We start from the raw sequence: 23,246 nt of genomic DNA on the forward strand, positions 1-23,246 counted from the left end.
GGGGCGGCGGGACGTATCGTTCGGGGCGGGAGGCCTCACGCGCCGGCTGGTGCCGCCGGCTCGTCCGGCGCCGGCGCGGCGTCCGAGGCCACGGTCTCGGGCAGCACGATCACCACCCGGGTGCCGCCGCTCTCCCCGTCCTCCAGTGTGATACGTCCGCCGTGCCGCGTCACCACCCATTCGGCGAGGGCCAGGCCGAGGCCGAATCCGGAGCCGTCGCCGAAGCGCTCGCCGCGGGCGAAGCGCTCGAACAGGCGGGCCCGCGCCTCGGGCGGAATGCCGCGGCCGTCGTCGCTGACGCTGATCTCCTCCCACCGCGCCCCGGCGCCGTCGCGCAGCGAGCGGGCGGAGACGGTGATGCGGGTGAGGGTGCCGCCGTGGCGCAGCGCATTGTCGATGAGCCCCTCCACCACCTGCCGCAGCCATTCGCGGTCGGCATGGACGAGAGGACCCGGCGGCCCGGCGTCCAGCACCAGAGCGACGCCGTGGCGGCGGGCGACGTTGCCAAGGCCCGAGACCGCGTCGGCGAGCAGCGGCACCAAAGGGAAATCGTGGAAGACCAGCTGGATCTCGCCGCTTTCCGAGCGCGCCACCCGCAGCAGATCCTCCACCCGCCGGTGCAGCATGCCGGCCCGTTTGCGGATGGTGGCGAGCACCGAGCGGCTCAGCTCCTCGGGAATGGCCGGGGCGCGCTGGGTGACGTCGCATTCACCGATGATGACGGTGAGCGGGGTGCGCAGCTCGTGGCTCACGTCGGCGAAGAAGCGGCGGCGGGAGGCGTCGATGGCGGCGAGGCGGGCGTTGGCCGCGGTGAGATCGGCGGTGCGCTCGGCCACCGTGCGCTCCAGCGCGGCGCGGTCCTCGCGCACCTGCCGCTCGCGCCGGGCGAGGCGGCCGGCCATGCGGTTGAAGCGGGCCATCAGGATGCCGAGCTCGTCGCGCGCGCCGATGGCGAGGCGAGCGGAAAGATCGCCGCGGCCGATAGCCGCGGCGGCACGGTCGATCTCCGCGAGGCGGGCGAGCAGCGGGCGGGCGAGCGCCCGGTAGAGCCCCACGGCGGCGGCCAGAACCAGCCCCGCCAGCACCACCGCGCCGATGCGCAGGCGCAGGGACAAGGCGAGCGCCTCCTCGCGGGCGGTGGTCACCTGCCGGCGCTCGCTTTCCACCAGCAGGGAGAGGGTCGGCCCTGCGGAGGCGGCAAAGCCGTTCAGCGCGCCGCGGACCCGGTCGCCCCGGGCGCCGGCGTCCGGGTCGGCCGAGGCATCGGAGATCTGGCGGTCGAGCAGGATGAAGTCGGCGCGCAGGTGCGCCAGCATGCGCTCGCGCGGGCGCACGCCGGTGCCGGGCATGGGCTCGGTGCCCACCGCGCGCACCATGGCGGCCTCGAGCACGGCGGAGATGCCGGCCCGGGCATCGGCGAGCCGGTCGCGGCCGGCGGCCGGGCTCTCGGTGGCGGCCACGGCGGCGAGGCCGTAGTCGGACAGGCGGGCGGAAATCTCGGTGAGCACGTCGAGCCGCTGCTGGGCGCTGACCGTCGCCTCCAGCGCCTCGTCGGCGGCGCGGACCGCCAGCAGCACGCCGGCGGCGGCGAGCAGCGCGAGGAGCGCGGCGGTGGCGGCCAGCGCGGCCAGCTTGAAGCGGATGGATCTCATCGCCGCCGGGCGTCCTCCCCCGGCGGGGCCTCAGGGCACCGCCGGCGCGGCCAGCCTGCCACAGCGGCGGCGGCTGAAAAAGTCCGCCGCCGCAGGCGCCTGGCGCCTGCGGCGGCGGATTGGTCCTCGGTGCTGCCGGAAGGCTCAGGCCTGGCCGGGCTGGAGCTTCTGCGCCTCGGCCTGCATGCGCTGCTGGTACAAAGCGGCGAAATCGACCGGGTCGATCATCAGGGGCGGGAAGCCGCCGTTGCGCACCGCGTCGGCGATGATCTGCCGGGCGAAGGGGAAGAGCAGGCGCGGGCACTCGATGAGCACCACGGGCTGGAGGCTCTGCTCGGGGATGTTGAGAATGCGGAACACGCCGGCATAGACCAGCTCGAAGGCGAACAGGGTGTTGCCGTCGACGCTGGCGCCGCCGTCGATCTTCAGCTCCACCTCGAACTCGCCGTTGCCGCCGGGCTTGGCGTTGACGTGGATCTGGATGTTGACGTCGGGCTGGCTGGGGGGAGCCGCCAGCGAGCGCGGCGCGTTCGGATTCTCGAACGAGAAATCCTTGGTGTACTGCGCGAGCACGTTCAGCGACGGCGCCGCATTCGGGGTGGGGCCGCCATTCTGCGTGGCCATGCGCATCTCCATCCTGGGTTGTTGGCTGGCCCGGACGGGCCAGCGCGAAAGGCGCGCGCTGCTACCACGCTTTACCTTGGAGGTGCAAGGACGGGCGGCTCCGGTCAGGACAGCTTCCCTTACGTTACGAAAAATTCATCCGGCCCGGCCCTTCCTCGGCCATCCTCGTCTGCTCATATCCGGCTCGGTCCAACCCACCGGAGGCGGAGATGACCCCCGAGGAACGTGCCCTGATCGACGGCCTGTTCGATCGCATGCGTGGCGTCGCCCATCAGCCGCGCGATGCGGAGGCCGAGGCGCTCATCGCGCGCCGCGTCGCCGAGGCACCCTTTGCCACCTATGCCCTGGCGCAGAGCGTGCTGGTGCAGGAGCACGCGCTCCAGCAGGCCTACGCCCGCGTGCAGGAGCTGGAAGCCCAGCTGCAGGACGCCGAGACCCGGGCGGCCGACTCACAGTCGCGCTCGTCCGGCGGCGGCTTCCTGGGCGGCCTGTTCGGCGGCGGCCGCTCGTCGGTGCCCTCCACCGGGTCCCGCGCGGCCGGCGCGCCCATGGGCCTGCCGCAGGGCTATGGCCAGCAGCAGGGCTATGCCAACCAAGGCTACGGACAGCAGCAGGGCGGCTATGCCCCGCAGGGCGGCCCGTGGGGCCAGCAGCAGGCCGCGCCTCAGCGCGGCGGCTTCGGCGGCGGCGGCTTCCTCCAGGGGGCGCTCGCCACTGCTGCGGGCGTCGCCGGCGGCGCGCTGCTCTATGACGGCATCAAGAACATGATGAGCGGCGGCGAAGGCGCCGTCGCCCAGGCCGCCGCGGCCGAGCTCGGCCACACCGCGCCTGGTGCGCTTGGGCAGGACGCCCAGAATGCCCTGGGCGGTGATGCTGGACAGGACGCCGGACAGGACAATTTCTGGAATGCCGATCCGCAGGACGCCAGCTTCGACGATGGCGGCGACTGGGGTGGCGACGGCGGCGGCGACGACAGCAGCTGGACCTGAGGCTCGCGCCTCTCGTCCCATAAAGAATTGAAACGGCGGCGCTTGCGCCGCCGTTTTCGCGTCCAGCCCACGTTTGTCTGCTTGATCGCGCGGCGCGACAGTTCGCGGTCCAGCCATCGGGGAAACGGACACCGCGAGACCGCCCACGCGAGCGCAAGCCAAAGCCGGCGTCCCGTGCCGCCGGATTCCGTCCCATCGGGAAATGCTCTAGCGTGGGTGGGGCTGCCCCGGACCCGGCGGGCCGGGCCGCGCGGGACAGTGGGACTTTCGATGACGCCCTTCGGACGGCGGGTGCGCGACCTGCGCGCCCAACGGGGTGTGACCCTCACCGAGATGGCGCGGGCCATCGGGGTCACGCCCACCTATCTCTCGGCCTTGGAGACGGGAAAGCGCGGCCGGCCCACCTGGGCGCTGGTCCAGCGCATTATCGCCTATTTCAATGTGATCTGGGACGAGGCGGAAGACCTCCAGCGCCTGGCCGAAATCTCCCGCCCCCGTGTGGTGGTGGACACCGCGGGCCTGTCGCCGCAGGCCACCGAGCTCGCCAATCTCCTCGCCCGCGAGATCGGCCACCTGCCGCCGGAGGCGGTGGCCGAGCTCTTGGGCCGCCTCAAGATCCTGCGGCGTCGGGGCTGAGACGGCGACGCGCGCTCAGGGCTTGAGGCATACCGCAACCACCTGCTTCACCGGGCTGAGGCACTCCACCTCGGTCTTGCCTTCGCGGGACGAGAAGACGGCGATGTGCTGCATGCCGCGGTCGGTGTTGACGCAATAGCCCCCCACCACGCTCTCGCCGGTCTCGCACCCGGCGAGGCAGCCGGCGGCCGGGCAGTCCGCCGCGCGCACGGTGATTCCGGCCGAGCCAGCCGCGCCGGGCGCACCCGCCGGACCGGCGGGACCTGCCGGACCCGTGGCACCCTGGGGACCTGCGGGCCCCGGCGCCCCGGCCGGCCCCACCGGACCCGCCACGCCCGCCGGCCCCTGCGGTCCGGCCGCGCCGACCGCGCCCGCCGGGCCCTGGGGACCGGCCGGTCCCTGGGCGCCCTCAAAGCAGGCGGTCAGGCTGAACGCCAGGGCAAGACCCACCACAACCTTTACGAATCGCATCTCCATTCCCCCGATGAACCGCGCTGTGCGGTACGCCATGGTGGCGCCTGACCTAGCGCAACGCAAGGGTCGGAAGGGCCGCGGACGTGCCAGCAAAAGTCATCCGGCTCAAGAGTTTGGCTAGCCTCGGGCCTTCACCAGGGCGCGCGTCGTCTCCTGCAGGCGGAGCGCCAGATCGCGCAGCACCGAGCGGGCGAGGGACGGGGTCTTGTCCAGCAGCTCGAGGAACAGATCGCTCTCCATGCGCAGCACGCTCATGGGGCCGCCGGCGCGCACCGTGGCGCTGCGCGCCTCGCCGGTGAGGACGCCCATTTCTCCCACCACCGTATCGCGGCCGAGGCGGGCGATCTCATGGGTCACGCCCCCCGCCACCACCTCGATCACCGCGGTGCCGTCCAGCACCACATAGGCCGCATCGGAGGCCTCGCCCTGATGGAACAGGGCGTCCCCCGCCGCCACGTCCAGCCGCGTCGCCGAGAAAGCGAGCAGGCGCAGCTGGCTCGGCTCCAGATCGCGGAACATGGGGATGCGGGCTAGGGTGCGGGCCTCGTCTTCGATGCTCATGAAACCTCCGTCGTGCCCCGCCTTCAGCTGCCGGTGGCGGCCAGCGCCGGCCCCGTCTCCACGCGCTCCACCTGCCCGTGCTCGAGGACGATCACCTGCGTGAACAAGTCCAGCGGCTCGGCTGCGTCCAGCACCACCAGGGTGGTGCGCCCGGCGCGCCGGGCCAGGACCGTCTCGATCAGCCGGCTCTGGTCGGCCGGCGCGAGCGGCACCAGCGCGTCGTCGATGATGAGGATGGTGGGATCGGCCATCAGGCAGCGGGCGAGGGTGAGCTTGCCGCGCTCCGCCGCCGACAGGGGGAGCCCGCCGTCGCCCAGGGCTACGTCGAGGCTGAGGCGCTCCACCTCGCCGATGAAGCCGTCCTGTTCCAGGCACCCCCGCACCACCTCGTCCACCATGGCCGCCGCGCCCGCCCGGTCGGCAGCAATGCGGCCGAACAGCAGATTGTCCCGCACCGTCAAAGCGCGGCAATAGCTGTCCGGCTGGTAGCGCGCCAGCGGCGTTCCGGACACATCCTTCAGGTGGGCAAGCTGGGCACGGGCCTCGAGGGCGCGCTGCTGCCAGACCGCGTCGATGAGGCCGAAGCGATGGCGCGGCTCGCAGTAGCGCCCGGCGATGCGCAGCAGCAAGGCGCGGTCCTGCCCCGGCAGGCTGCCACCGGCGCGGGCGAGGAGGGCGCGGGCGGCCGCCATCTCGTCGGTCCGCAGCAGGCCCTTGGTGTCGATGCCGGCCAGCTCCTCCGACCCGCCGGCCAGCTCGGCGAGGGTGCGCAGCGCCGAGAGGCCGAGGGCGGTCAGATCCTGCGCCATCGCCATCCGCTCCAGCTGCGGCAGCAGGCCGGGATCGGCCAGGAGGGAGGCGGCGCCGCGGGTGTCGTTGAGCGGGGTGGCGAACAGGATGTTCTCGGCCAGCGTCATCCAGCGGTTGAAGGCGGCGAAGCGGAACGGCTCGATCAGGGTGCGCCCGGTCTCCGCCTGCCGCCGGGCCACCGCATCGGTGACGGCGGCGCGCAGCGCGACGATGCTCTCCGCAAGGTGGGGGCTGGCGTCGGGATCGAGCCGGCGTTCCAGCCCCAGCCGGACCACGAGATCGCCGAGCCCCGCGAGGTCGAGGGCGGCGAGGGCGGCGCGATCGAGGGCTTCGCCCGCGTCGGATGCGCTCCCCGTCGCAGGGACGCCGCGCTGGAGGGCGCACAGCAGATTCTCGCGCAGCGATCCGGTGAGCACCACCGGGTCGCCGCCGGCATAGGCCACGTGACGTCCCAGCACCGCCTCCGACACGCTGGCGAGATCGTGCCCGCCCAGCCGGACGCTGCCGCTGTAGAGCGAGATGGCGCGGCTGCACACCCGCGCCACGGCATGCTTGCCGCCGGCATCCGGCCCCTTGAGCGCCACCGCCGTGGCGGGCCGCACATCGAAGCTCACCCCGTCGAGAAGCTGGCTGCCGGCGGGGTCCACCACCCCGAGGTCGGCGACCCGGATCGAGCCGTCGAACGGCACGCTCGCGCTCGCCTGGTCATCCTGCGAGCCCTCCGGCCAGACCTCCTTGGTGTCGAGGTAATAGCGGGCGAAATCGTAGCGCACCTGGGCGATGACGCGCTTCTCGTCCCAGTCGATCAGCTCCTTCAGCGGCTCGGGAATCTGGGCGTATGCCGCTACCACCGCCACCAGCTGGCCGATGTTGATGGCGCCGGTCAGCGCCAGCCACCCACCGACGAAGTAGAAAACCAGGGTGGGCACATCCGACATCAGCAGGTTCAGCACCCGGTCGGTAAAGTTCTGCCGCTTCAGATCGAGGTTGGCCTCGGAGACCACGGCGAGCCGCGCATCCACCGCCGCGCGTTCCCACGGGCTGGTGGCGAAGCCATGGACGAGGGGCAGCCGCTCGATCCCCGCCATCACCCGCTTGCCCAGCGCCACCGCCTCCCGCTGGTAGATCTGCAGCTTGGTGGCATTGTCCCGCCGCTGCACCCCGAGCAGCACGTAATTGAGCGCCAGGATGCCGATGGCGCAGGCCCCAAGCGCCGCGTTCTGGGTGAAGATGAGCAGCGTCGCCGAGCCGATCAGCCCGGCGGATTTCAACGGCTGGGCGAAGGCCATGCCGGCGAAGGGGGAGATGGGCCCCACCTCGAACCGCAGCATGTTACCCACTTCCATCGCCTTGCTTTTCATCGGCGCTTCCGGCCGCAGGCGCTGGATGACGTCGAACAATTGGCGGCGCAGGCTGACGAGGGTGCGTTCGCCGAGCCGGGCCTTCGCCATCTCGATCAGCCGCGAGATGTGCTGCTGGATCAGTTGCAGCGCGAACAGCACCGCCGCCAATCCGGCCAGGAGGCCGAAGGCGGAAACCTCGAAACCCGGAAAGCGCACCAGCACGGCCCCGCCCAGCACGTCCGGCAAGGCGATATCCATGGCAAGCAGCCGCGGAACCGTGCCGCCGAGGGCATCGGTGACGCCGTTGACGATCAGCCGCGGCAGCTCCAGCGAGGCGTAGTTGAACGGCAGCAGCAGGAGGACGAGGGCGAACAGCTTGATGTGGGCGAGCGGCTCGAACCGCCAGAGAAAGGTGAGCAGATCGCGCGGTGCGGGGCCGCGCGCCGTCTGGTCCGTTCGCCCGGAAGGGGGGGGTGGGTCCGCGCCGCTCATGAATTCTTCTTGCGGGCGCCAGCCCGCCTTGGCAAGGGCGAAAGCAAGGGAAACGGCGCCGCCTCAGGCACTTCCGGCCGGCGCCGTCGCGCCGTTCGCACCCAGGCACCGCTCCGTATAGAGGCCGTAGAAGCGGGCGAGGCGAGGCGGTGCTTCCCCCGCCAGATCGCCCGCGAGCCCGCACGCCTCGGCCATCGCGCCGGCGCCGAAGGACGACATCAGCGCCGCATGCCGCCGCCCCAGCCGCTCGAAATCCTGCGACGCGGCGAAGGCGGCATCGCCCGCGAGCAAATAGAGCTGGCTCGCCCGGGACTTGCCCTTCAGCATCAGCAGGTCCGCCTCCAGGAAGGCGAGGTCGGGACAGGCGTCCCGGGTCGCCTCGGACACCAGAATGTCCACCCGGAGCGACTTGGTGGCGCCCTCGATACGGGAGGCGAGGTTCACGTCGTCGCCGAGGCAGGAATATTCGAGCCGCTGGGCCGAGCCGAGATTGCCGACGCAGCACGGCCCGGTGGCAAGACCGATGCCGCAGCGCACGTCCTGCCACGGCCGGCCCTCCGCCTCGGCGGCGCGCCGCCATTCGCCGTTGAGGACATCCAGCCGGCGCGACATGGCAAGGGCGCACAAAGCGGCGTTGCGGGCGTGGGCGGGATCGTGCATCGGCGCGTTCCAGAAGGCCATGATGGCGTCGCCGATGTATTTGTCGATGGTGCCGCCATGGGCCAGCACGACCTCGGTCATGGGCGTGAGATAGGCGTTCATGAAACGGGTGAGCGCCTGCGCGTCCATGGTTTCGGACAAAGATGTGAAGTCACGCAGGTCGCAGAACAGGATGGTGATCTCGCGCGTCTCGCCGCCGAGAACGAGGCGGTCCGGCTGAGCGGCGAGGCGGTCCACCACTTTGGGCGAGACGAAGCGGCCAAACACCGAGCGCACCCATTTCTTCTGCCGCTGTTCCTCGCGATAGAGGGCGAGGACGCCCAGCACATAGGTGGCGAGCACCGCCGCGCCGGGCCCCATGGGATCGAGCAGAAGGTCGAACTGGCGGAATGCGAGCCACGTACCGGCGCCAAGTGCCGCCAGAACCACAGCCCCCGCGACGCCAGCCGCCAGCGCCGGAATGCGCGGCAGCACGAGGGCGAGTGCGAGGCCCAGCACGGCCGCCAGGAGGATCTCAGCGCCCCGTGCCCAATCCGGCCGCACGAGGCGCGCGCCGGTCACGATGTGCTCGATGAGCTGGGCCTGCACCTCCACCCCGGCGACCGCGGCATCGAGCGGGGTCGCCCGCGTGTCCATCAGCCCCGGCGCGCTGGAGCCGATCAGGATGATCCGCCCCTCCACGTCGGCGGCGGGCACGGTGCCGTCCAGCACGGCGGCGGCGGAGAGGAAGCGGCGCGGGTCGGTGGCGGAGAAGCGCACGCGCACTTCGCCGGAGGCGTCAGTCGGCACGTCGAGGGCGCCGATCTTAACCGCGGTGATGCCCGACTGCGTGCCGAAGGCCTGGTCGCCGCTGGCGTTGGAGGCGCGCACCACATAGGTGGAGGCACCCTGCCCCACGCGCAGCGCCTCGGCGGCGAGGCTCGGCACCAAGCGCCCGTCCACGGACAGGAGCAGCGGGACGCGCCGCACCACCTGATCGCGGTCCGGCAGCCAGTTGAGCGTGCCGATGCCCCGCGCCGCCGCGGCCAATTCCGGCAGCGGCACCACCGCGCCGGAAAAACGCGGCACGAAGGCGAGGGGGTCATCGCCGGCGCTGGCGATGCCCCATTTGGCCGGATAGCTGCCGCCACTCCCGTGGGTGAGGATCGCGCCCAGCACCGAGGGGGTCGCGCCGAGCGTCGCCGCCAGCTGGCGGTCGGAACTGTCGCGACCGGCCAGCGCCGCCTCGGCGGGGGCGCGGGCCGCCTCGGGCAGCAGCTTCACGACGGCGGCGGGATCGAGCCGGTCGGGCTCGGAGAACACCATGTCGAACGCCACCGCCGCCGCCCCCAGGCCGGCGAGCTTCTCCAGCAAGGCGGCAATGGTGGTGCGCGGCCAGGGCCATTGGCCGATTCGGGCGAGGGACGCGTCGTCCACGTCCACCACGCGCACCGGAAGGTCGGGGTCGTAAAGGCGCGGCGCGGCGCGCTGGTAGAGGTCGAACAGGCGGTTGCGCGCATCCGCAAGCGGCGCCGGGTCCACCGCCATGAGCAGGAGGCCGGCGGCGAGGGGGCCGCCCACGGCGAGCCAGTAGAGGCGGGACCACATGCGGCTGGCGATTTCCGTTGCAACGGCCGGAGCCTAGCGCGGCGGCAAGCGCGGCGGAAGCGGCGGGGTGCGCGCCGCGGACAGTGGTGCCGCAAGCAGACGTTGAGCGCTGTCGCCCACGCCAATTCATTGACGGCCCATGCTATCCCATGATAACCCATTTTTACCCATGACCAGTTTGGACGGCCTGTGCCGTCACGCGGGCCGCTCGCGATGGCGCCCGCCGCAACACGAGGGCACCCGGGCGCCATGGACCGCTTCGTGTCCACCTACACGATGCGCCTCGACGCCAAGGGCCGGGTCTCCATTCCCGCGCCCTACCGCATGGTGCTGGCGAAGGACGGCGCGGACGGCCTCTATTGCCATCCGAGCCTTGCCGAGCCCGCGCTGGATGCGGGCGGAAACCGGCTGATCGGCGAGATCGACGCGCTGATCGAGAGCTATCCGCCCTATTCCGAGGCGCGCGAGGAGCTGGCCGCCGCCCTCTACGGCACCAGCGAGACCCTGCGCATCGACCCGGAGGGCCGGGTGATGCTGACCGAGACGCTGAAGGCCCACGCCGCCATCGCCGATCAGGTGGCCTTCGTGGGGCTGGGGCACAAGTTCCGCATCTGGGAACCGGAGCGGCTGAAGGCGCATCTCGCGGAGGCCACCCAAAAGGTGCGCGAGCTGCGCCGGGCCATCGGCTCCCGAGCGGAGAACCCGGGGAGCACGAGGACATGACGACGGGCCACGGAGTCGGCCCCGCCGACGCCGCTGGCGGACCGGCCCGTCATCTGCCCGTGCTGCTCGCCGAGGTTCTCACGCACCTCGCGCCGAAGGACGCCGGCCATTACGTGGACGGCACCTTCGGCGCGGGAGGTTATACCAGCGCGATTCTCGCCGCCGCCGACTGCCGCGTCATCGCCATCGACCGCGACCCGACCGCCATCGCCGCGGGCCGTGCGCTGGTGGAGGCTTCGGGCGGGCGGCTCACGCTGGTTCAGGATCGCTTTTCCCGCCTCGACGACATCGCCGCCGAACAGCATGCACTCCCGCTCGACGGCGTGGTGCTCGACATCGGCGTTTCCTCCATGCAGATCGACGAGGCGGAGCGCGGCTTCTCCTTCCGCCGCGATGGCCCGCTGGACATGCGCATGGGGGGCGACGGGCTCTCGGCCGCGGACCTTTGCGCTGCCCTCGACGAGGTGCGCCTCGCCCACATCATCTGGACCTTCGGCGAGGAGCGGCACTCCCGCGCCATCGCCAAGGCCATCGTCAAGGCGCGGGAGGAGGCCCCCATCACCCGCACCGCCCAGCTCGCCGAGATCATCTCCCGCGTGGTGTGGGCCAAGCCCGGCGAGATCCATCCTGCCACGCGCACCTTCCAGGCGTTGCGCATCGCGGTGAACGAGGAATTGTCGGAGCTGGTGGAGGCCCTCGCCGCCGCCGAGCGGGCGCTGAAGCCGGGGGGACGGCTGGTGATCGTCACCTTCCATTCCCTCGAGGACAGGATCGTTAAGACTTTTCTGTCACACCGGTCGAAGGCACCGTCCGCCTCGCGCCATCAGCCGCAAGCGGAAGGGCCGGAGCCGTCCTTCCGCCTCGTGGCGAAAGGCGCGGTGGAGCCCGGTCCCGACGAAGTGGCAGGCAATCCACGCGCAAGGTCCGCGAAGCTTCGCGCGGCCGAACGCACGGACGCCCCGGCGCATCCGGGCGGTGACCTGATGGGGTTGCTTCCACCCCCTTCACCGCAACGCCAAGGGCGGAGACGCTAGAAAACATGTTCCGGGTCGCCAATGTCGTGATGGTCGTCGCGCTTCTGGTGACCGCGGCGGTGGTCTACCAGCTCAAGGTCGCCTCGACCGCCGAGGCCGAGCGCCTCGCAAGCCTGCGCACCCAAATCCGCAAGGAGCGCGATTCCATCGCCCAGATGCGGGCGGAATGGGCCCGGCGCACCTCGCCCATCTACATCCAGGGCCTCGCCGAGCGGCATCTAGACATGAAGCGGCTCGACGTGGATTCCATCTCCAGCCTCGACGACCTGCCAGAAAAGCCAGCGTCCGGACCGGACGGCATCGGCGGTATGATCGAGGCGCTGGTGGACGCGCCCCTCGTCACCTCCTCGGCCGGGACGAAGCCGTCCGCCTCCACCACCGCGCCCACCAGCTCCGGCGGCGCCACCGTGCCCGCCAATTCGGCGCTGCGCCCGGCCAATGCGCCGGTGTCGAAGCCGCCGGCAGCGGCGTCCGCCACCCCCCGCCCACCGGCGCCGCGCGCCGCACCGGCGATCCAGCAGGCGCCGGCCGCGGCGCCCGAGCCCGCGCCGCCGCCCGAGCCCACCAATCCCCTCGAGCGCCTGCTGCCCCCCGGCTTCCTGGCCGGCTTCCGCTGACGAGGCCGCCATGCCCGACATGATCTCCCTCACCGATCGCATCACCCGCACCGCGTCCGCCGTCGCCGCGGCCATCGGCCCGACCCTGCGGCAGGCCGATGCCGCCTGCGCCGTTCTGCTGGAAAGCCTCGGCCGTCAGGCCGGAGCGGCCGGGCGGGCCTCCGCCCGTGGCGGCGCCCGCGGCGCCCGCGCCACCTGGAACGTGGTGTGGCCCCTCACGACGGGCCTCGCCCTCCTCGTCTGGCGCGGCGCACGCCACGTGGTGCGCGGGCTCCTCGGCCTCGACCGGGGCGACGCCGACAGCATCGCGCGCAGCCGCATCCGGCTGGTGATGGTCGCCTTCTGCGGCGTGTTCCTCGCCATCGCCGCGCAGCTCGCCCATCTCGCGCTCACCGCCGACACGGGAGCGTCCCGCGGGCGCGGTTCGGACGCCATCGCCTCGGCGCGGCCCGACATCATCGACCGCAACGGCGACATCGTCGCCATCGACGTGAAATCCCCCTCCCTCTTCGCCGAGCCGCGACGGCTGATCGACCCGGACGAGGCGCTGGAGGGGCTGCTCAAGGTTCTGCCAGACCTCGATGTGGAGGAGACGCGCAAGCGCCTCAACTCCGGCAAGGGCTTCGCCTGGCTGAAGCGCGAGATCACGCCGGCGCAGATGCGCGCCATCCACCGCCTCGGCATCCCGGGCATCGGCTTCCTCAAGGAAAACCGCCGCATCTATCCCGACGGTCCCATCATCTCCCACGTGATGGGCGGCGTGAATGTGGACAACCAGGGCATCTCCGGCATCGAGAAGTGGATCGACGGCCGCGGCCTTGCCGAGCTCCATCTCGCGGGCTTTGCCACCGACCGCCAGCAGGAGCCGGTGCAGCTCTCCATGGACGCGCGGGTGCAGCACGCGGTGCGCGACGAGCTGGTGCGCGCCAAGAACAAGTTCTCGGCTCTGCACGCCATGGCCGTGGTGACGGACGTGCGCACGGGCGAGATCATCTCCATGGTCTCGCTGCCCGACTTCGACCCCAACAATCCCGGCAACCCCAAGGATGACGCCTACCTCAACCGCCTCACCACCGGCGTGTTCGAGATGGGCTCCACCTTCAAGGCCCTGTCCTTCGCCATGGCGCTCGACAGCGGCAAGATCGGGCTCAACTCCACCTTCGACGCCCGCGGCGCCATGCATTTCGGCCGCTTCAAGATTTCCGACTACCACGCGGAGAACCGCGTCCTCACCGTGCCCGAGATCTTCCTCGTCTCGTCGAACGTGGGCACGGCCAAGATGGTGCTGTCCCTGGGCGTCGAAGCGCACAAGGCCTTCCTGAAGAAGATGGGCCAGCTCGACCGCCTGCGGACCGAGCTGCCGGAGAGCTCCGAGCCCATCGTGCCCCGGCGCTGGGGCGAGCTGAATTCGGCCACCATCGCCTTCGGCCACGGCCTGTCCGTCGCGCCGCTGCAGGCGGTGATGGCGGTGAACTCCATGGTCAACGGCGGCCTGCTCATTCCGCCGACGTTCCTCAAGCGGTCCGAGGAGGACGCCCAGAAGGTGGCGGTGCGGGTGCTCAAGCCCGAGACCTCCGACAAGATGCGCTACATCATGCGCCTCAATGCCGAGAAGGGGACGGCCACCAAAGCCGAGGTGCCCGGCTATATGGTGGGCGGCAAAACCGGCACCGCCGAGAAAGTGGTGGGCGGGCGCTACGCCAAGAACAAGTTGCTCACCTCCTTCACTGCCGTCTTCCCCATGGACAGGCCGCGCTACCTCGTCCTGGTGATGCTGGACGAGCCCAAGGCCACCTCTGAGACCTATGGCTTCGCCACCTCGGGCTGGAACGCGGCGCCCACCGCCGGCAAGATCGTGGAGCGCATCGCCCCCATGCTGAACATCGCGCCGCGGCAGAACCTGCCCAACGCGGAGCAGCTCCTGCGCATGCCGCTGAAGGTGGCCGACCGCAACTAGCGCCCCGGCCGAGGGATACCTCCCGTCGCATCCGGCGGGGTGACAACCGGGGCGGGCGGATGCAACAAGAGGGCCGATGACCACACTCCCCCTCGGACACCTCCTCGACGGCCATGCCAGCATCCGCACGCCGGGCGGCGCGGACGAAGCGATCACGGGCGTCGCGGCCGACAGCCGGAAGATCAGACCGGGCGATCTCTTCGTCGCCATTCCCGGCACCCATGCCGACGGCAGCCGCTTCATCGCCGACGCCGTCGCGCGCGGCGCAGCCGCGGTGCTCATGGAGCCCGCCGCCCCCGCGCCGCTGCTCCCGCCGCAGGTGGCGCTCGCCTTCACGCTCGATGCCCGCCGCTCTCTGGCGCTCGCCGCAGCCCGCATGCATCCGCGCCAGCCAGAAACGGTCGCCGCGGTGACCGGCACGGCCGGCAAGACGTCCGTCGCCTTCTTCCTGCGACAGATCTGGCAGCAGCTCGGGCATCGCGCCGCGTATCTCGGCACCATCGGCCTGGTGGCCCCGGACGGCGCCACCTACGGCAGCCTGACCACCCCCGATCCGGTGGAGCTTCACAAGACCCTCGACCGGCTGGCCGGCGAGGGCGTGACCCATATGGCGCTGGAGGCGTCCTCCCACGGGCTCGACCAGAAGCGCCTCGACGGCGTGCGCATCACCGCCGGCGGCTTCACCAATCTCGGCCGCGACCACCTCGACTATCATCCCACCATCGATGCCTATTTCCGTGCCAAGCTGCGGCTCTTCACCGAGGTGATGCCGGCGGAGGGCACCGCCGTCACCGTCACCGGCGCGCCGTTCGCCGCCACCGCCCTCGCCTGGGCCGAGACGCGCGGGCTGAAGACCCTGCCCATCGGCGAAGGCCGAGCGGACGGTATCGACGTCTTCGCGGTCACCGGGGCGCCGGGCGGGCAGAAGGTGATGTTCGCCGACGGCAGCGCCGCCATCGTGCCGCTCGTCGGCCGCTTCCAACTGGACAATGCCCTGCTCGCCGCCGGCCTCGCCATCGCCTGCGGCGCCGATCGCTCGGCGGCCCTTGCGGCGCTCGCCAACCTCAAGGGTGTGCCGGGGCGACTGGAGCGCATCGGTGACGATCCCCGTCGGCCGGTGTTCGTGGACTATGCCCATAAGCCGGAAGCCCTCGCCACGGTGCTCGACACCCTCAGGGCGGCCATTCCCGGCCGGCTGGTCGTCGTGTTCGGCTGCGGCGGCGATCGCGACAAGGGCAAGCGGCCCATCATGGGCGCCATTGCCGGAGCCAAGGCGGACCTCGTCATCGTCACCGACGACAATCCCCGCAGCGAGGACCCGGCGGTGATTCGCGCCGAGGTCCTGGCCGGCGCCCATGGCTCGGGCAGCACCGCGGTGCGCGAGATCGGCGACCGGGCCGCGGCCATCCGCGCCGGTATTGATATGCTCCAGCCGGGAGACGCGCTGCTTGTTGCCGGCAAGGGTCACGAAACCGGCCAAATCATCGGCGACCGGACATATCCGTTCTCGGACGCGGCGGAAGTCCTCGCCGTACTGAAGGAGACAGCGGCATGAGCAGCAGCGGGGAAGCAGGCAGCCGGATCCTCCACACCGCCGCCGAGCTGGCGGCCGCCATGGGTGCGGATGTGCAGGGCGCGCCGCGCGATGCCACGGGCATTTCCATCGACACCCGCACCCTCTCCCCCGGCGACGCCTTCTTCGCCATCGCCGGCGAGAACAGCGACGGCCATGCTTATGTAGGCAAGGCGCTGGAGGCGGGTGCCTCGCTCTGTGTGGTCGCCCGCGACAAGCTGGCGTTACTGCCGGCGGGCGCCCCCGCTCTGGTGGTGGATGACGTGCTCGGCGGCCTCGCCGACCTCGGCCGCACCAGCCGTGCGCGCTCCCAAGCCGGGATCGTCGCGGTCACCGGGTCGGTGGGCAAGACCACCACCAAGGAAGCCCTGCGCATCGCCCTCGGCGCCGACGGCGAGACCCACGCTTCCGCGGCCTCCTACAATAATCACTGGGGCGTGCCCCTCTCCCTCGCCCGCTTTCCCCGCGAGGCCCGCTACGGCGTGTTCGAGATCGGCATGAACCATCCCGGCGAGATCACGCCGCTGGTGCGGATGGTCCGCCCGCAGGTGGCCATCGTCACCACCGTGGAGCCTGTCCATATCGCCCAGTTCTCCTCCATCGAGGAGATCGCCGACGCCAAGGCCGAGATCTTCGACGGGGTCGAGCCAGGCGGGGCGGCGGTGCTCAATCTCGACAATCCCCACTTCGCGCGGCTGAAGGCCGCCGCAGAGGCGCGCGGCATCTCGCACATCGTTTCGTTCGGCGAGACCGAAGGCGCCGACGTGCGGCTGCAAGAGGCGGCGCTCCAGTCCTTCTGCTCGGTGGCGGTGGCGGACGTGATGGGCACGCCGGTGACCTTCAAGGTGGGCATGCCCGGCCGACACATCGTGCAGAACATGCTGGCGGTGCTCGCGGCAGCGAAGCTGCTCGGCGCCGACCTCGCCCTGGCCGCCCTCGCGCTCTCGCGCATGAAGCCGCCGCCGGGCCGCGGCGTGCCCATCCGCCTTCAGGTGAAGGGCGGGCAGGCAACCCTTCTGGACGAAAGCTACAACGCCAACCCCGCCTCCATGCGCGCCGCCCTCGACGTGCTGAGCCGCACCCCGGTGGGACCGCGCGGGCGGCGCATCGCCGTGCTCGGCGACATGCTGGAGCTGGGCCCCGACGGCGAGGCGCACCACGCCGACCTCGCCGATGCGGTCAAGACCGCGCGCATCGACCAGGTCTATTGCTGCGGCCCGCAGATGCACGCTCTGTGGCAGGCGTTGCCGGCCGAGCGGCGTGGCGGCTATGCCATCCATGCGACCCATCTGGAGCCAATGGTGGCCTCCGCCATCCGCGCCGGAGACACGCTGATGGTGAAGGGCTCCAACGGCAGCCGCATGGGTCCTTTGGTGAAGACGCTCACCGAACGCTTCCGTGCCGCCGAGGACGCGATGCTCTAGTGCCGGCCCTCGGCTCGCCCGCTGATTTCTTTTTCTCTCGCGAGCCGGGGATCCGCTGCGCTCGGAGACGCCCCAGGGATGACGTTCCGATGCTCCAATGGCTTGCCGAATTTCACCAGTCCTTTCCGGCCTTCAACGTCTTCCGCTACATCACCTTCCGCACCGGCGGCGCAGTCGTCACGGCGCTCCTGTTCGTATTCCTGTTCGGCCCGGCCATGATCTCGATGCTGCGGCTGAAGCAGGGCAAGGGCCAGCCCATCCGCACCGACGGGCCGCAGTCCCACCTTCTCACCAAGAAGGGCACGCCCACCATGGGCGGGCTGATGATCCTCGCCGGCATCGTGGTGGCGACGCTGCTGTGGGCCAACCTGTCCAACGCCTATGTGTGGATGGTGCTGCTGGTCACCCTCGGCTTCGGCATGATCGGTTTCTACGACGATTACCTGAAGGTGACGAAGCAGACCCACAACGGCCTGTCGGGCAAGGCACGCCTCGCTATCGAGGCGGTGATCGCCGGCATCGCCGTCGCGGTCATCATGAACGTGGGCAAGCCGGTGCTCTCCACGTCCGTGGCCTTTCCCTTCTTCAAGGATCTGCTGCTGAACCTCGGCATGTTCTTCGCCATCTTCGGCATGTTCGTCATCGTCGCCGCCGGCAATGCGGTGAACCTCACCGACGGCCTCGACGGCCTCGCCATCGTGCCGGTGATGATCGCCGCCGGCTCCTTCGGCTTCATCGCCTATCTCGCCGGCAACGTGGTGTTCGCCGACTATCTGCAGATCCATTACGTCGCTGGCGCGGGCGAGCTGGCGGTGATCTGCGGCGCCGTGATGGGGGCCGGCCTCGGCTTCCTTTGGTTCAATGCGCCGCCGGCGCAGGTGTTCATGGGCGACACCGGATCGCTGGCGCTGGGCGGGCTGCTCGGCACGGTGGCGGTCGCCACCAAGCACGAGATCGTCCTGGCCGTCGTGGGCGGGCTGTTCGTGCTGGAGGCGGTCTCGGTGATCGTGCAGGTGGCATCCTACAAGCTCACCGGCAAGCGCGTGTTCAAGATGGCGCCCATCCACCACCACTTCGAGCAGCTCGGCTGGACCGAGCCGCAAGTGGTCATCCGATTCTGGATCGTCGCCGTGGTGCTGGCTCTCGCCGGTCTCGCCACGCTGAAGCTGCGGTAAGCCCTCACACCCAGAAGAAGGTGGTGGCCTTGTCGAGGTCGAGGGAGGTCGGCCCGGTATAGGTCGCCTGCCGCTTGCACAGGCGCGCCAGCAGCGCGATGGCCTCCGCATAGCGCGGCCGCTGGGAATCGTCGAAAATGATGAGTGTTCCCGGACCAACACGCCCGGCCTGGATCGCCTCGGCAAGCCATCCGGCGCAGGCGGAGCGCTCGCGGCCGTCTATGACGAAGATGGAGAATTCCCCGGGGTCGAGGTCAGGTCTCGCATAGGCTTCCGGAGCGGTAACGCGGATATCCGCCTCAAGCCCTTTTGCCTTCAGTGCGTCGCGAAGCATGTCAGCCCAGCCGGGAATGTGCTCGAACGCCGTTACCTTCAAGCCGTTGCTGACGTAGTAGGCGGTAGACGCTCCCGAGCCCCATTCCAGCAACTTACCCCCTGTGCGGGCCTTTACCTCTTCTGCGAGCACCGGAAAGCTGTGCCATGCGAACCATGGCACCGGATCCTTGAACCGGTCGCGGTTGGATACCGCCAAGGATTGGAAAAGAGGTGCGTATGCACCGTTGGTTGCTGTTAATAAGAACCAACGCCAAGTGGAAGGATGAAGCAGCCGACGTGACTCTTTGAGGCGAGCAAGGTTCATCGAACGCTCCCACCGCTCATCTTATATGACAGCTTTACCTTTGGAGAGCTGCCAACTTATTTTCAGCTGTTCAGCCAGCGTTACATAGAACCACCTCATCTGTGAAGTCGTTCCGTGATCTTGGCCCATTTATGGTGTTGGCCTACCTGCATTTAAAGCCTACCTGCAGGTCCGCACGCCGAGCAGCGCGTAGGCTGGGCAGAATCGGAAGATCGCCGTCAGCAACATCGCCAGTCCCCAGGCGCCGATGAGCCACGCCCAATGGCCCAGAGCCGCCAGCGCCGGCGTCGACGGGGCGAGGAACGGCACAAGGAGCAGCAGCGCCCCCGCCAAGAACCGTAGGATCCGGTCGATACCACCCACATTCGCAATCATGTCTTCCTCCCGGCCAAAGGCTCCGCACACCAACATTCAATGATCTGAATGTATGAGAACCGTCAAGTCCGAGATTCTCCGGAGCGCGGTTGTGGGATGCGAAAGGCGTTCGCACTTTTCCAGATCTTGCTCTAGACGGGAAAACGGATTGCCATTGCCGCACGGACGTTATTACCGCCATGATCCCCGTCACCGTCTTCAAGGATGCGACCGTCGCCCTTTTCGGGCTCGGCGGTTCAGGCCTCGCCACCGCCGAGGCGCTCAAGGCTGGAGGCGCCACGGTCGTCGCCTTTGACGATTCAGAAGCCTCCCGCCGCAAGGCCGGCGAGGCCGGCATCCTCGTCCAGGACCTCCACGACATCGACTGGACCATCGTTCAGGCGCTCGTGCTTGCTCCCGGCGTGCCGCTGACCCACCCCCAGCCGCACTGGTCGGTGAAGCTGGCGCAGGCCGCGGGTGTGGAGATCATCGGCGACATCGAGCTGTTCTGCCGGGAGCGGCAGGCCATCGCCCGGCGATCGGCCTTCATCGCCATCACCGGCACCAACGGCAAGTCCACCACCACGGCACTCATCACCCACCTGCTGCGGGTGGCCGGGCGCGACGTGCAGATGGGCGGCAACATCGGCACCGCCATCCTCTCGCTGGCCCCGCCCAAGCAGGCCCGGGTCCACGTGGTGGAGTGCTCCTCCTATCAGATCGACCTTGCGCCCTCGCTCGATCCGTCCGTGGGCGTGATGCTCAACATCACCCCGGACCATCTCGACCGCCACGGCAGCATCGAGAACTACGCCGCCGTGAAGGAACGCCTCGTTACCGGCGTCGAACACACCGGTACCGCCGTGGTGGGCGTGGACGATGACTTCTCCGCCGCCATGGCCGACCGGGCCGAGCAGTCTGGCAAGCAGGTGGTTCGCATCTCGGTGAAGCGCCCGCTCCCCGACGGAATCTGGCTGGACGGCGAGACGCTGGTGGTGAGCGAAGGCGGGGCCGAGCGCTTTCGCCTGCCGCTCGGTGGAATCGGCGCGCTGCGGGGTGCCCACAATGCCCAGAACGCCGCCGCCGCCTTCGCCGCCTGCCGCTCGGTGGGCATGGCGCCGGAGGTCATCGCCGTCGCCATGAAGCGCTTTCCCGGCCTCGCCCACCGCATGGAAGAAGTGGCGAACAAGGGCAAGGTGCTGTTCGTCAACGATTCCAAGGCGACCAACGCCGACGCCGCTGAGCGCGCCTTGTCGAGCTTCAAGGACATCTTCTGGATCGCCGGCGGCCGCCCCAAGGCCGGGGGGATCACGCCGCTGCAGCCCTGGTTTGATCGCATCGCCAAGGCCTATCTCATCGGCGAGGCCGCCGAGGATTTCGCCCGCACCCTGGGCGACGCGGTGCCCCACGAGATCGTCAGCACCCTCGACAAGGCGGTGGACGCCGCCACCCGCGACGCCGAGGCGTCCGGGCGGGAGGAGGCTGTCGTGCTGCTCTCCCCGGCCTGCGCCAGCTTCGACCAGTATCCCAATTTCGAGGTGCGTGGCGACGCGTTCCGATCGCTGGTGAAGGCGCTTCCCGGCATCGAGCCGCGCACCCGCTCCACCGAGCCGGTGGCCCAGAAGGAGCAGCCCAAGGGCGGCCACCCCGGCATGCCGCCGGGCATGGCCGGCATGGGCAATCCCCACGCCGCTCCGCACGGCAACCCTCACGGCGGCAGCCCCCACGCTCCGCACGGGGCGGGTCATCCCGGCGGACATCCGGGAATGGGGCATCCGGGGGGACATCCCGGCGGCCCCCCTGGCAAGGGCCAGTCCTAAGCGGGACGGAAGGCATAGGGCATCGCGGCGCGCAGGCCCGCGCTTGCCGATCCGGCCCCGCCGTGGCACCTGTGCACTGCACAAGAGGAGAGGATGAATGGGCGAAACCCGGAACGGAACGCGGACGAAGCTGCATGCCCCACCCATGGTGGGCGGCCTTTCCACGTTCGCCGGCCAGTACGACCTCATCCTCTGCGATGTATGGGGCGTCATCCACAATGGCGTCGCCGCCTTTCCCTCCGCCTGCGATGCGCTGGAACAGGTCCGGGCCGGCGGCGCGAGCGTGGTGCTGGTCTCCAACGCCCCGCGCCCCAACCGCTTCATCATGGGGATGCTGGACGGCCTCGGCGTGCCGCGCACCGCCTACGACGCCATCGTCACCTCGGGCGACGTCACGCGCGATATGCTCGAGGCGCGGCCCGGCGCCCTCGTCTTCCACCTCGGTCCGCCGCGCGACGTCGGCACCTTCGAGGGGCTGGACATGACTCTCGTCCCGCTGGAGGAGGCCGACCTCGTGGTCTGCACCGGCCTGCTCGACGACGACGTGGAGACGCCTGACGACTATCGCGACACCCTCGCGGCCATGAAGGCCCGGGCGTTGCCTCTGATCTGCGCCAACCCCGATCTGGTGGTGGAGCGGGGCGACAAGCTCATCTTCTGTGCCGGCGCCATCGCCCTCGCCTATGAGGAGATCGGCGGCAAGGCCTTCTGGTGCGGCAAGCCCTACCGGCCGATCTACGACACCGCCTTCGCCCGGGCAGAGGTGATTCGGGGCGGCGTCATCGAGCGCGCCCGGGTGCTGGGCATCGGCGACGCGCTGCGCACCGACATCACCGGCGCCAATGAGGCCGGCTTCGACAGCCTCTTCATCTCCGGCGGCATCCATGCGCAGGAGCTGAAGTCCATCGACGGCGCGGTGCCCGACACCGAATCCCTGGCCGAGCTTTTCACCGGCCATGCCCATCCGCGTGGCGTCATGCCCCGGCTCGCCTGGTAGACGCTCGTGCCGGCTCTCGCCCTTGACGGCCGACGGCCGGGAAGCCTAGAGCCGCACCGCGCGTCCCGACGACGACAAGGCAAGGCCCCCGCCCGCCGATGACAGCCCCTCTCCCTTCCGACTTCGTGCTGGTGCGCGGCAACGATCCCCTGCCGCCCGCGCTGGTGCGCCCGGTGGTGGCGATCGGCAATTTCGACGGCGTGCACCGCGGCCATCAGGCGGTGTTCGCTACCGCGCGCGCCATGGCCGAAGCGGCCGGCGGGCCTGCGCTGGCCTTGACCTTCGAGCCGCATCCCCGCGCCTTCTTCAATCCCGCCACCGCCCCCTACCGGCTGACCCCGGAGGCCGAAAAGCTGCGCTACATCGCCGACAGCGGGCTGAAAGGCGCCATTGTGCTGCCGTTCGACGCCGCCCTCGCCGCGCTGGAAGCCGAGGCCTTCGTGCGCGAGGTCCTGGTGGGGCGCTATGGCGTCGCCGGCGTAGCGGTGGGCTTCGACTTCCATTTCGGCCGTGGGCGGGCCGGCTCCCCCGCCTTCCTCGAAGAGGCCGGCCGCCGCCACGGCTTCGCGGTTAAGGTGGTGGAGCCCATGCGCGATGAGGGCGACGCCATCTCTTCCACCGCCATCCGGCAGGCGCTGGCCTCGGGGCAGGTGGGGCACGCAGCCCACATGCTGGGCCGCCCCTTCACCGTCTCGGCCGAGGTGATCCACGGCGAGAAGCGCGGCCGCACCATCGGCTATCCGACCGCCAACCTCGCCTTGCCGCAGGACCTGGAGCTGGCGTTCGGCATCTATGCGGTGCGGGTGGTGTGCGCGGCCGGCCCCTTCGACGGGGTCGCCAATTACGGCCGCAGGCCCACCTTCGACAACGGCCGGCCGCTGCTGGAGGTGCACCTGTTCGACTTCTCCGGCGACCTCTACGGCGCCACGCTGGAGGTGGCGTTCATCGCCTATCTGCGGCCGGAGCTGAAATTCGACGGCCTCGACGCGCTGGTGGCGCAGATCGGCGCCGATGCACGGCAAGCCCGAGAAGTGCTGGCGCAGGGCGACGGCGCCTATCGCGATGCCCCTCTGTAACTGATGCGCGATCTTCGCACTTAAGTTA

The 23,246-nt window shown here is 70.3% G+C and carries 20 protein-coding genes; 12 read left to right on the forward strand and 8 right to left on the reverse strand.

The genetic code is table 11. The features are described 5' to 3' along the window. Positions 1–35: 35 nt before the first annotated feature. Both ABLE93_RS13100 and secB read right to left on the reverse strand, forming a co-directional pair. Positions 36–1,652 (reverse strand): sensor histidine kinase, encoded by a 1,617-nt coding sequence (locus tag ABLE93_RS13100; protein ID WP_348840258.1) that lies wholly within the window; start codon positions 1,650–1,652, stop codon positions 36–38. Between the two features lie 144 nt (positions 1,653–1,796). Next, positions 1,797–2,276: a protein-export chaperone SecB gene (secB, locus tag ABLE93_RS13105; protein WP_348840259.1), complete on the reverse strand. Its 480-nt coding sequence runs from the start codon at positions 2,274–2,276 to the stop codon at positions 1,797–1,799. 209 nt (positions 2,277–2,485) lie between these two features. On the opposite strand from secB, the gene ABLE93_RS13110 reads away from it, so the two are divergent. Together ABLE93_RS13110 and ABLE93_RS13115 are read left to right on the forward strand one after the other, a co-directional pair. Next, entirely contained in the window at positions 2,486–3,265 is a 780-nt protein-coding gene (locus tag ABLE93_RS13110; protein ID WP_348840260.1) for a DUF2076 domain-containing protein, read from the forward strand. A gap of 270 nt (positions 3,266–3,535) precedes the next feature. Continuing rightward, the gene (locus tag ABLE93_RS13115) at positions 3,536–3,901 is read left to right on the forward strand and encodes a helix-turn-helix domain-containing protein (protein WP_348840261.1); all 366 of its coding nucleotides are present in this window, start codon (positions 3,536–3,538) and stop codon (positions 3,899–3,901) included. 15 nt (positions 3,902–3,916) lie between these two features. On the opposite strand, the gene ABLE93_RS13120 is transcribed toward ABLE93_RS13115, so the two are convergent. The 4 genes from ABLE93_RS13120 to ABLE93_RS13135 form a co-directional block, all read right to left on the reverse strand. Beyond that, positions 3,917–4,411, reverse strand: a complete 495-nt coding sequence (locus ABLE93_RS13120; RefSeq protein WP_348840262.1) for a hypothetical protein — start codon at positions 4,409–4,411, stop codon at positions 3,917–3,919. Between the two features lie 81 nt (positions 4,412–4,492). Continuing rightward, on the reverse strand, positions 4,493–4,936 hold the full coding sequence (locus ABLE93_RS13125) for a Crp/Fnr family transcriptional regulator (protein ID WP_348840263.1): 444 nt from the start codon (positions 4,934–4,936) through the stop codon (positions 4,493–4,495). 23 nt (positions 4,937–4,959) lie between these two features. Beyond that, a complete protein-coding gene (locus ABLE93_RS13130; protein ID WP_348840264.1) occupies positions 4,960–7,581 on the reverse strand; it encodes an ABC transporter transmembrane domain-containing protein in 2,622 nt (873 codons plus the stop codon). Positions 7,582–7,644: 63 nt separating this feature from the next. Further along, positions 7,645–9,828 carry a CHASE2 domain-containing protein gene (locus ABLE93_RS13135; protein ID WP_348840265.1) on the reverse strand — a complete coding sequence of 728 codons (2,184 nt, stop codon included), beginning with the start codon at positions 9,826–9,828 and terminating at the stop codon, positions 7,645–7,647. Positions 9,829–10,077: 249 nt separating this feature from the next. Here ABLE93_RS13135 and ABLE93_RS13140 point away from each other — a divergent pair, with 249 nt between their 5' ends. From ABLE93_RS13140 to mraY, 7 genes are all read left to right on the forward strand, one after another. Further along, positions 10,078–10,551, forward strand: a complete 474-nt coding sequence (locus ABLE93_RS13140; RefSeq protein WP_348840266.1) for a division/cell wall cluster transcriptional repressor MraZ — start codon at positions 10,078–10,080, stop codon at positions 10,549–10,551. Next, positions 10,548–11,585: a 16S rRNA (cytosine(1402)-N(4))-methyltransferase RsmH gene (gene rsmH, locus ABLE93_RS13145; RefSeq protein WP_348840267.1), complete on the forward strand. Its 1,038-nt coding sequence runs from the start codon at positions 10,548–10,550 to the stop codon at positions 11,583–11,585. The genes ABLE93_RS13140 and rsmH overlap by 4 nt, the downstream gene beginning before the upstream one ends. Positions 11,586–11,590: 5 nt before the next feature. Next, complete coding sequence (gene ftsL / locus ABLE93_RS13150; protein WP_348840268.1) at positions 11,591–12,202, forward strand: cell division protein FtsL; 612 nt, start codon at positions 11,591–11,593, stop codon at positions 12,200–12,202. Positions 12,203–12,212: 10 nt separating this feature from the next. After that, positions 12,213–14,159 carry a peptidoglycan D,D-transpeptidase FtsI family protein gene (locus tag ABLE93_RS13155; protein WP_348840269.1) on the forward strand — a complete coding sequence of 649 codons (1,947 nt, stop codon included), beginning with the start codon at positions 12,213–12,215 and terminating at the stop codon, positions 14,157–14,159. Between the two features lie 76 nt (positions 14,160–14,235). Next, complete coding sequence (locus ABLE93_RS13160; RefSeq protein ID WP_348840270.1) at positions 14,236–15,714, forward strand: UDP-N-acetylmuramoyl-L-alanyl-D-glutamate--2,6-diaminopimelate ligase; 1,479 nt, start codon at positions 14,236–14,238, stop codon at positions 15,712–15,714. Continuing rightward, the gene (locus ABLE93_RS13165) at positions 15,711–17,156 is read left to right on the forward strand and encodes a UDP-N-acetylmuramoylalanyl-D-glutamyl-2,6-diaminopimelate--D-alanyl-D-alanine ligase (protein WP_348840271.1); all 1,446 of its coding nucleotides are present in this window, start codon (positions 15,711–15,713) and stop codon (positions 17,154–17,156) included. The genes ABLE93_RS13160 and ABLE93_RS13165 overlap by 4 nt, the downstream gene beginning before the upstream one ends. Before the next feature lie 89 nt (positions 17,157–17,245). Next, positions 17,246–18,331: a phospho-N-acetylmuramoyl-pentapeptide-transferase gene (gene mraY, locus ABLE93_RS13170; RefSeq protein ID WP_348840272.1), complete on the forward strand. Its 1,086-nt coding sequence runs from the start codon at positions 17,246–17,248 to the stop codon at positions 18,329–18,331. A gap of 4 nt (positions 18,332–18,335) precedes the next feature. Here the strand turns inward: mraY and ABLE93_RS13175 are convergent, their stop codons facing one another. Both ABLE93_RS13175 and ABLE93_RS13180 read right to left on the reverse strand, forming a co-directional pair. After that, a complete protein-coding gene (locus ABLE93_RS13175; RefSeq protein ID WP_348840273.1) occupies positions 18,336–18,971 on the reverse strand; it encodes an O-methyltransferase in 636 nt (211 codons plus the stop codon). 159 nt (positions 18,972–19,130) lie between these two features. Then, a complete protein-coding gene (locus ABLE93_RS13180) occupies positions 19,131–19,346 on the reverse strand; it encodes a YgaP family membrane protein (RefSeq protein WP_348840274.1) in 216 nt (71 codons plus the stop codon). Between the two features lie 179 nt (positions 19,347–19,525). Between ABLE93_RS13180 and murD the strand changes: the two genes are divergently transcribed. The 3 genes from murD (at position 19,526) to ABLE93_RS13195 (ending at position 23,218) form a co-directional block, all read left to right on the forward strand. Continuing rightward, the gene (gene murD, locus ABLE93_RS13185) at positions 19,526–21,145 is read left to right on the forward strand and encodes a UDP-N-acetylmuramoyl-L-alanine--D-glutamate ligase (RefSeq protein WP_348840275.1); all 1,620 of its coding nucleotides are present in this window, start codon (positions 19,526–19,528) and stop codon (positions 21,143–21,145) included. 97 nt (positions 21,146–21,242) lie between these two features. Further along, positions 21,243–22,142, forward strand: a complete 900-nt coding sequence (locus ABLE93_RS13190) for a TIGR01459 family HAD-type hydrolase (RefSeq protein WP_348840277.1) — start codon at positions 21,243–21,245, stop codon at positions 22,140–22,142. 98 nt (positions 22,143–22,240) lie between these two features. Next, positions 22,241–23,218, forward strand: a complete 978-nt coding sequence (locus ABLE93_RS13195) for a bifunctional riboflavin kinase/FAD synthetase (RefSeq protein WP_348840278.1) — start codon at positions 22,241–22,243, stop codon at positions 23,216–23,218. Positions 23,219–23,246 lie beyond the last annotated feature (28 nt).

It is taken from the genome of Xanthobacter pollutisoli, from assembly GCF_040044995.1.
Taxonomy (GTDB): domain Bacteria; phylum Pseudomonadota; class Alphaproteobacteria; order Rhizobiales; family Xanthobacteraceae; genus Xanthobacter.

Coding starts and splice junctions, on each gene's coding strand:
- rsmH (WP_348840267.1), top strand. CDS start 10,548: ATGACGACGGGCCACGGAGTCGGCCCCGCCGACGCCGCTGGCGGACCG.
- ABLE93_RS13190 (WP_348840277.1), top strand. CDS start 21,243: ATGGGCGAAACCCGGAACGGAACGCGGACGAAGCTGCATGCCCCACCC.
- ABLE93_RS13160 (WP_348840270.1), top strand. CDS start 14,236: ATGACCACACTCCCCCTCGGACACCTCCTCGACGGCCATGCCAGCATC.
- ABLE93_RS13125 (WP_348840263.1), bottom strand. CDS start 4,936: ATGAGCATCGAAGACGAGGCCCGCACCCTAGCCCGCATCCCCATGTTC.
- murD (WP_348840275.1), top strand. CDS start 19,526: ATGATCCCCGTCACCGTCTTCAAGGATGCGACCGTCGCCCTTTTCGGG.
- ABLE93_RS13120 (WP_348840262.1), bottom strand. CDS start 4,411: ATGGCGTACCGCACAGCGCGGTTCATCGGGGGAATGGAGATGCGATTC.
- ABLE93_RS13130 (WP_348840264.1), bottom strand. CDS start 7,581: ATGAGCGGCGCGGACCCACCCCCCCCTTCCGGGCGAACGGACCAGACG.
- ABLE93_RS13100 (WP_348840258.1), bottom strand. CDS start 1,652: ATGAGATCCATCCGCTTCAAGCTGGCCGCGCTGGCCGCCACCGCCGCG.
- ftsL (WP_348840268.1), top strand. CDS start 11,591: ATGTTCCGGGTCGCCAATGTCGTGATGGTCGTCGCGCTTCTGGTGACC.
- ABLE93_RS13175 (WP_348840273.1), bottom strand. CDS start 18,971: ATGAACCTTGCTCGCCTCAAAGAGTCACGTCGGCTGCTTCATCCTTCC.
- ABLE93_RS13195 (WP_348840278.1), top strand. CDS start 22,241: ATGACAGCCCCTCTCCCTTCCGACTTCGTGCTGGTGCGCGGCAACGAT.
- ABLE93_RS13115 (WP_348840261.1), top strand. CDS start 3,536: ATGACGCCCTTCGGACGGCGGGTGCGCGACCTGCGCGCCCAACGGGGT.
- ABLE93_RS13140 (WP_348840266.1), top strand. CDS start 10,078: ATGGACCGCTTCGTGTCCACCTACACGATGCGCCTCGACGCCAAGGGC.
- mraY (WP_348840272.1), top strand. CDS start 17,246: ATGCTCCAATGGCTTGCCGAATTTCACCAGTCCTTTCCGGCCTTCAAC.
- ABLE93_RS13165 (WP_348840271.1), top strand. CDS start 15,711: ATGAGCAGCAGCGGGGAAGCAGGCAGCCGGATCCTCCACACCGCCGCC.
- ABLE93_RS13180 (WP_348840274.1), bottom strand. CDS start 19,346: ATGATTGCGAATGTGGGTGGTATCGACCGGATCCTACGGTTCTTGGCG.
- ABLE93_RS13110 (WP_348840260.1), top strand. CDS start 2,486: ATGACCCCCGAGGAACGTGCCCTGATCGACGGCCTGTTCGATCGCATG.
- secB (WP_348840259.1), bottom strand. CDS start 2,276: ATGGCCACGCAGAATGGCGGCCCCACCCCGAATGCGGCGCCGTCGCTG.
- ABLE93_RS13155 (WP_348840269.1), top strand. CDS start 12,213: ATGCCCGACATGATCTCCCTCACCGATCGCATCACCCGCACCGCGTCC.
- ABLE93_RS13135 (WP_348840265.1), bottom strand. CDS start 9,828: ATGTGGTCCCGCCTCTACTGGCTCGCCGTGGGCGGCCCCCTCGCCGCC.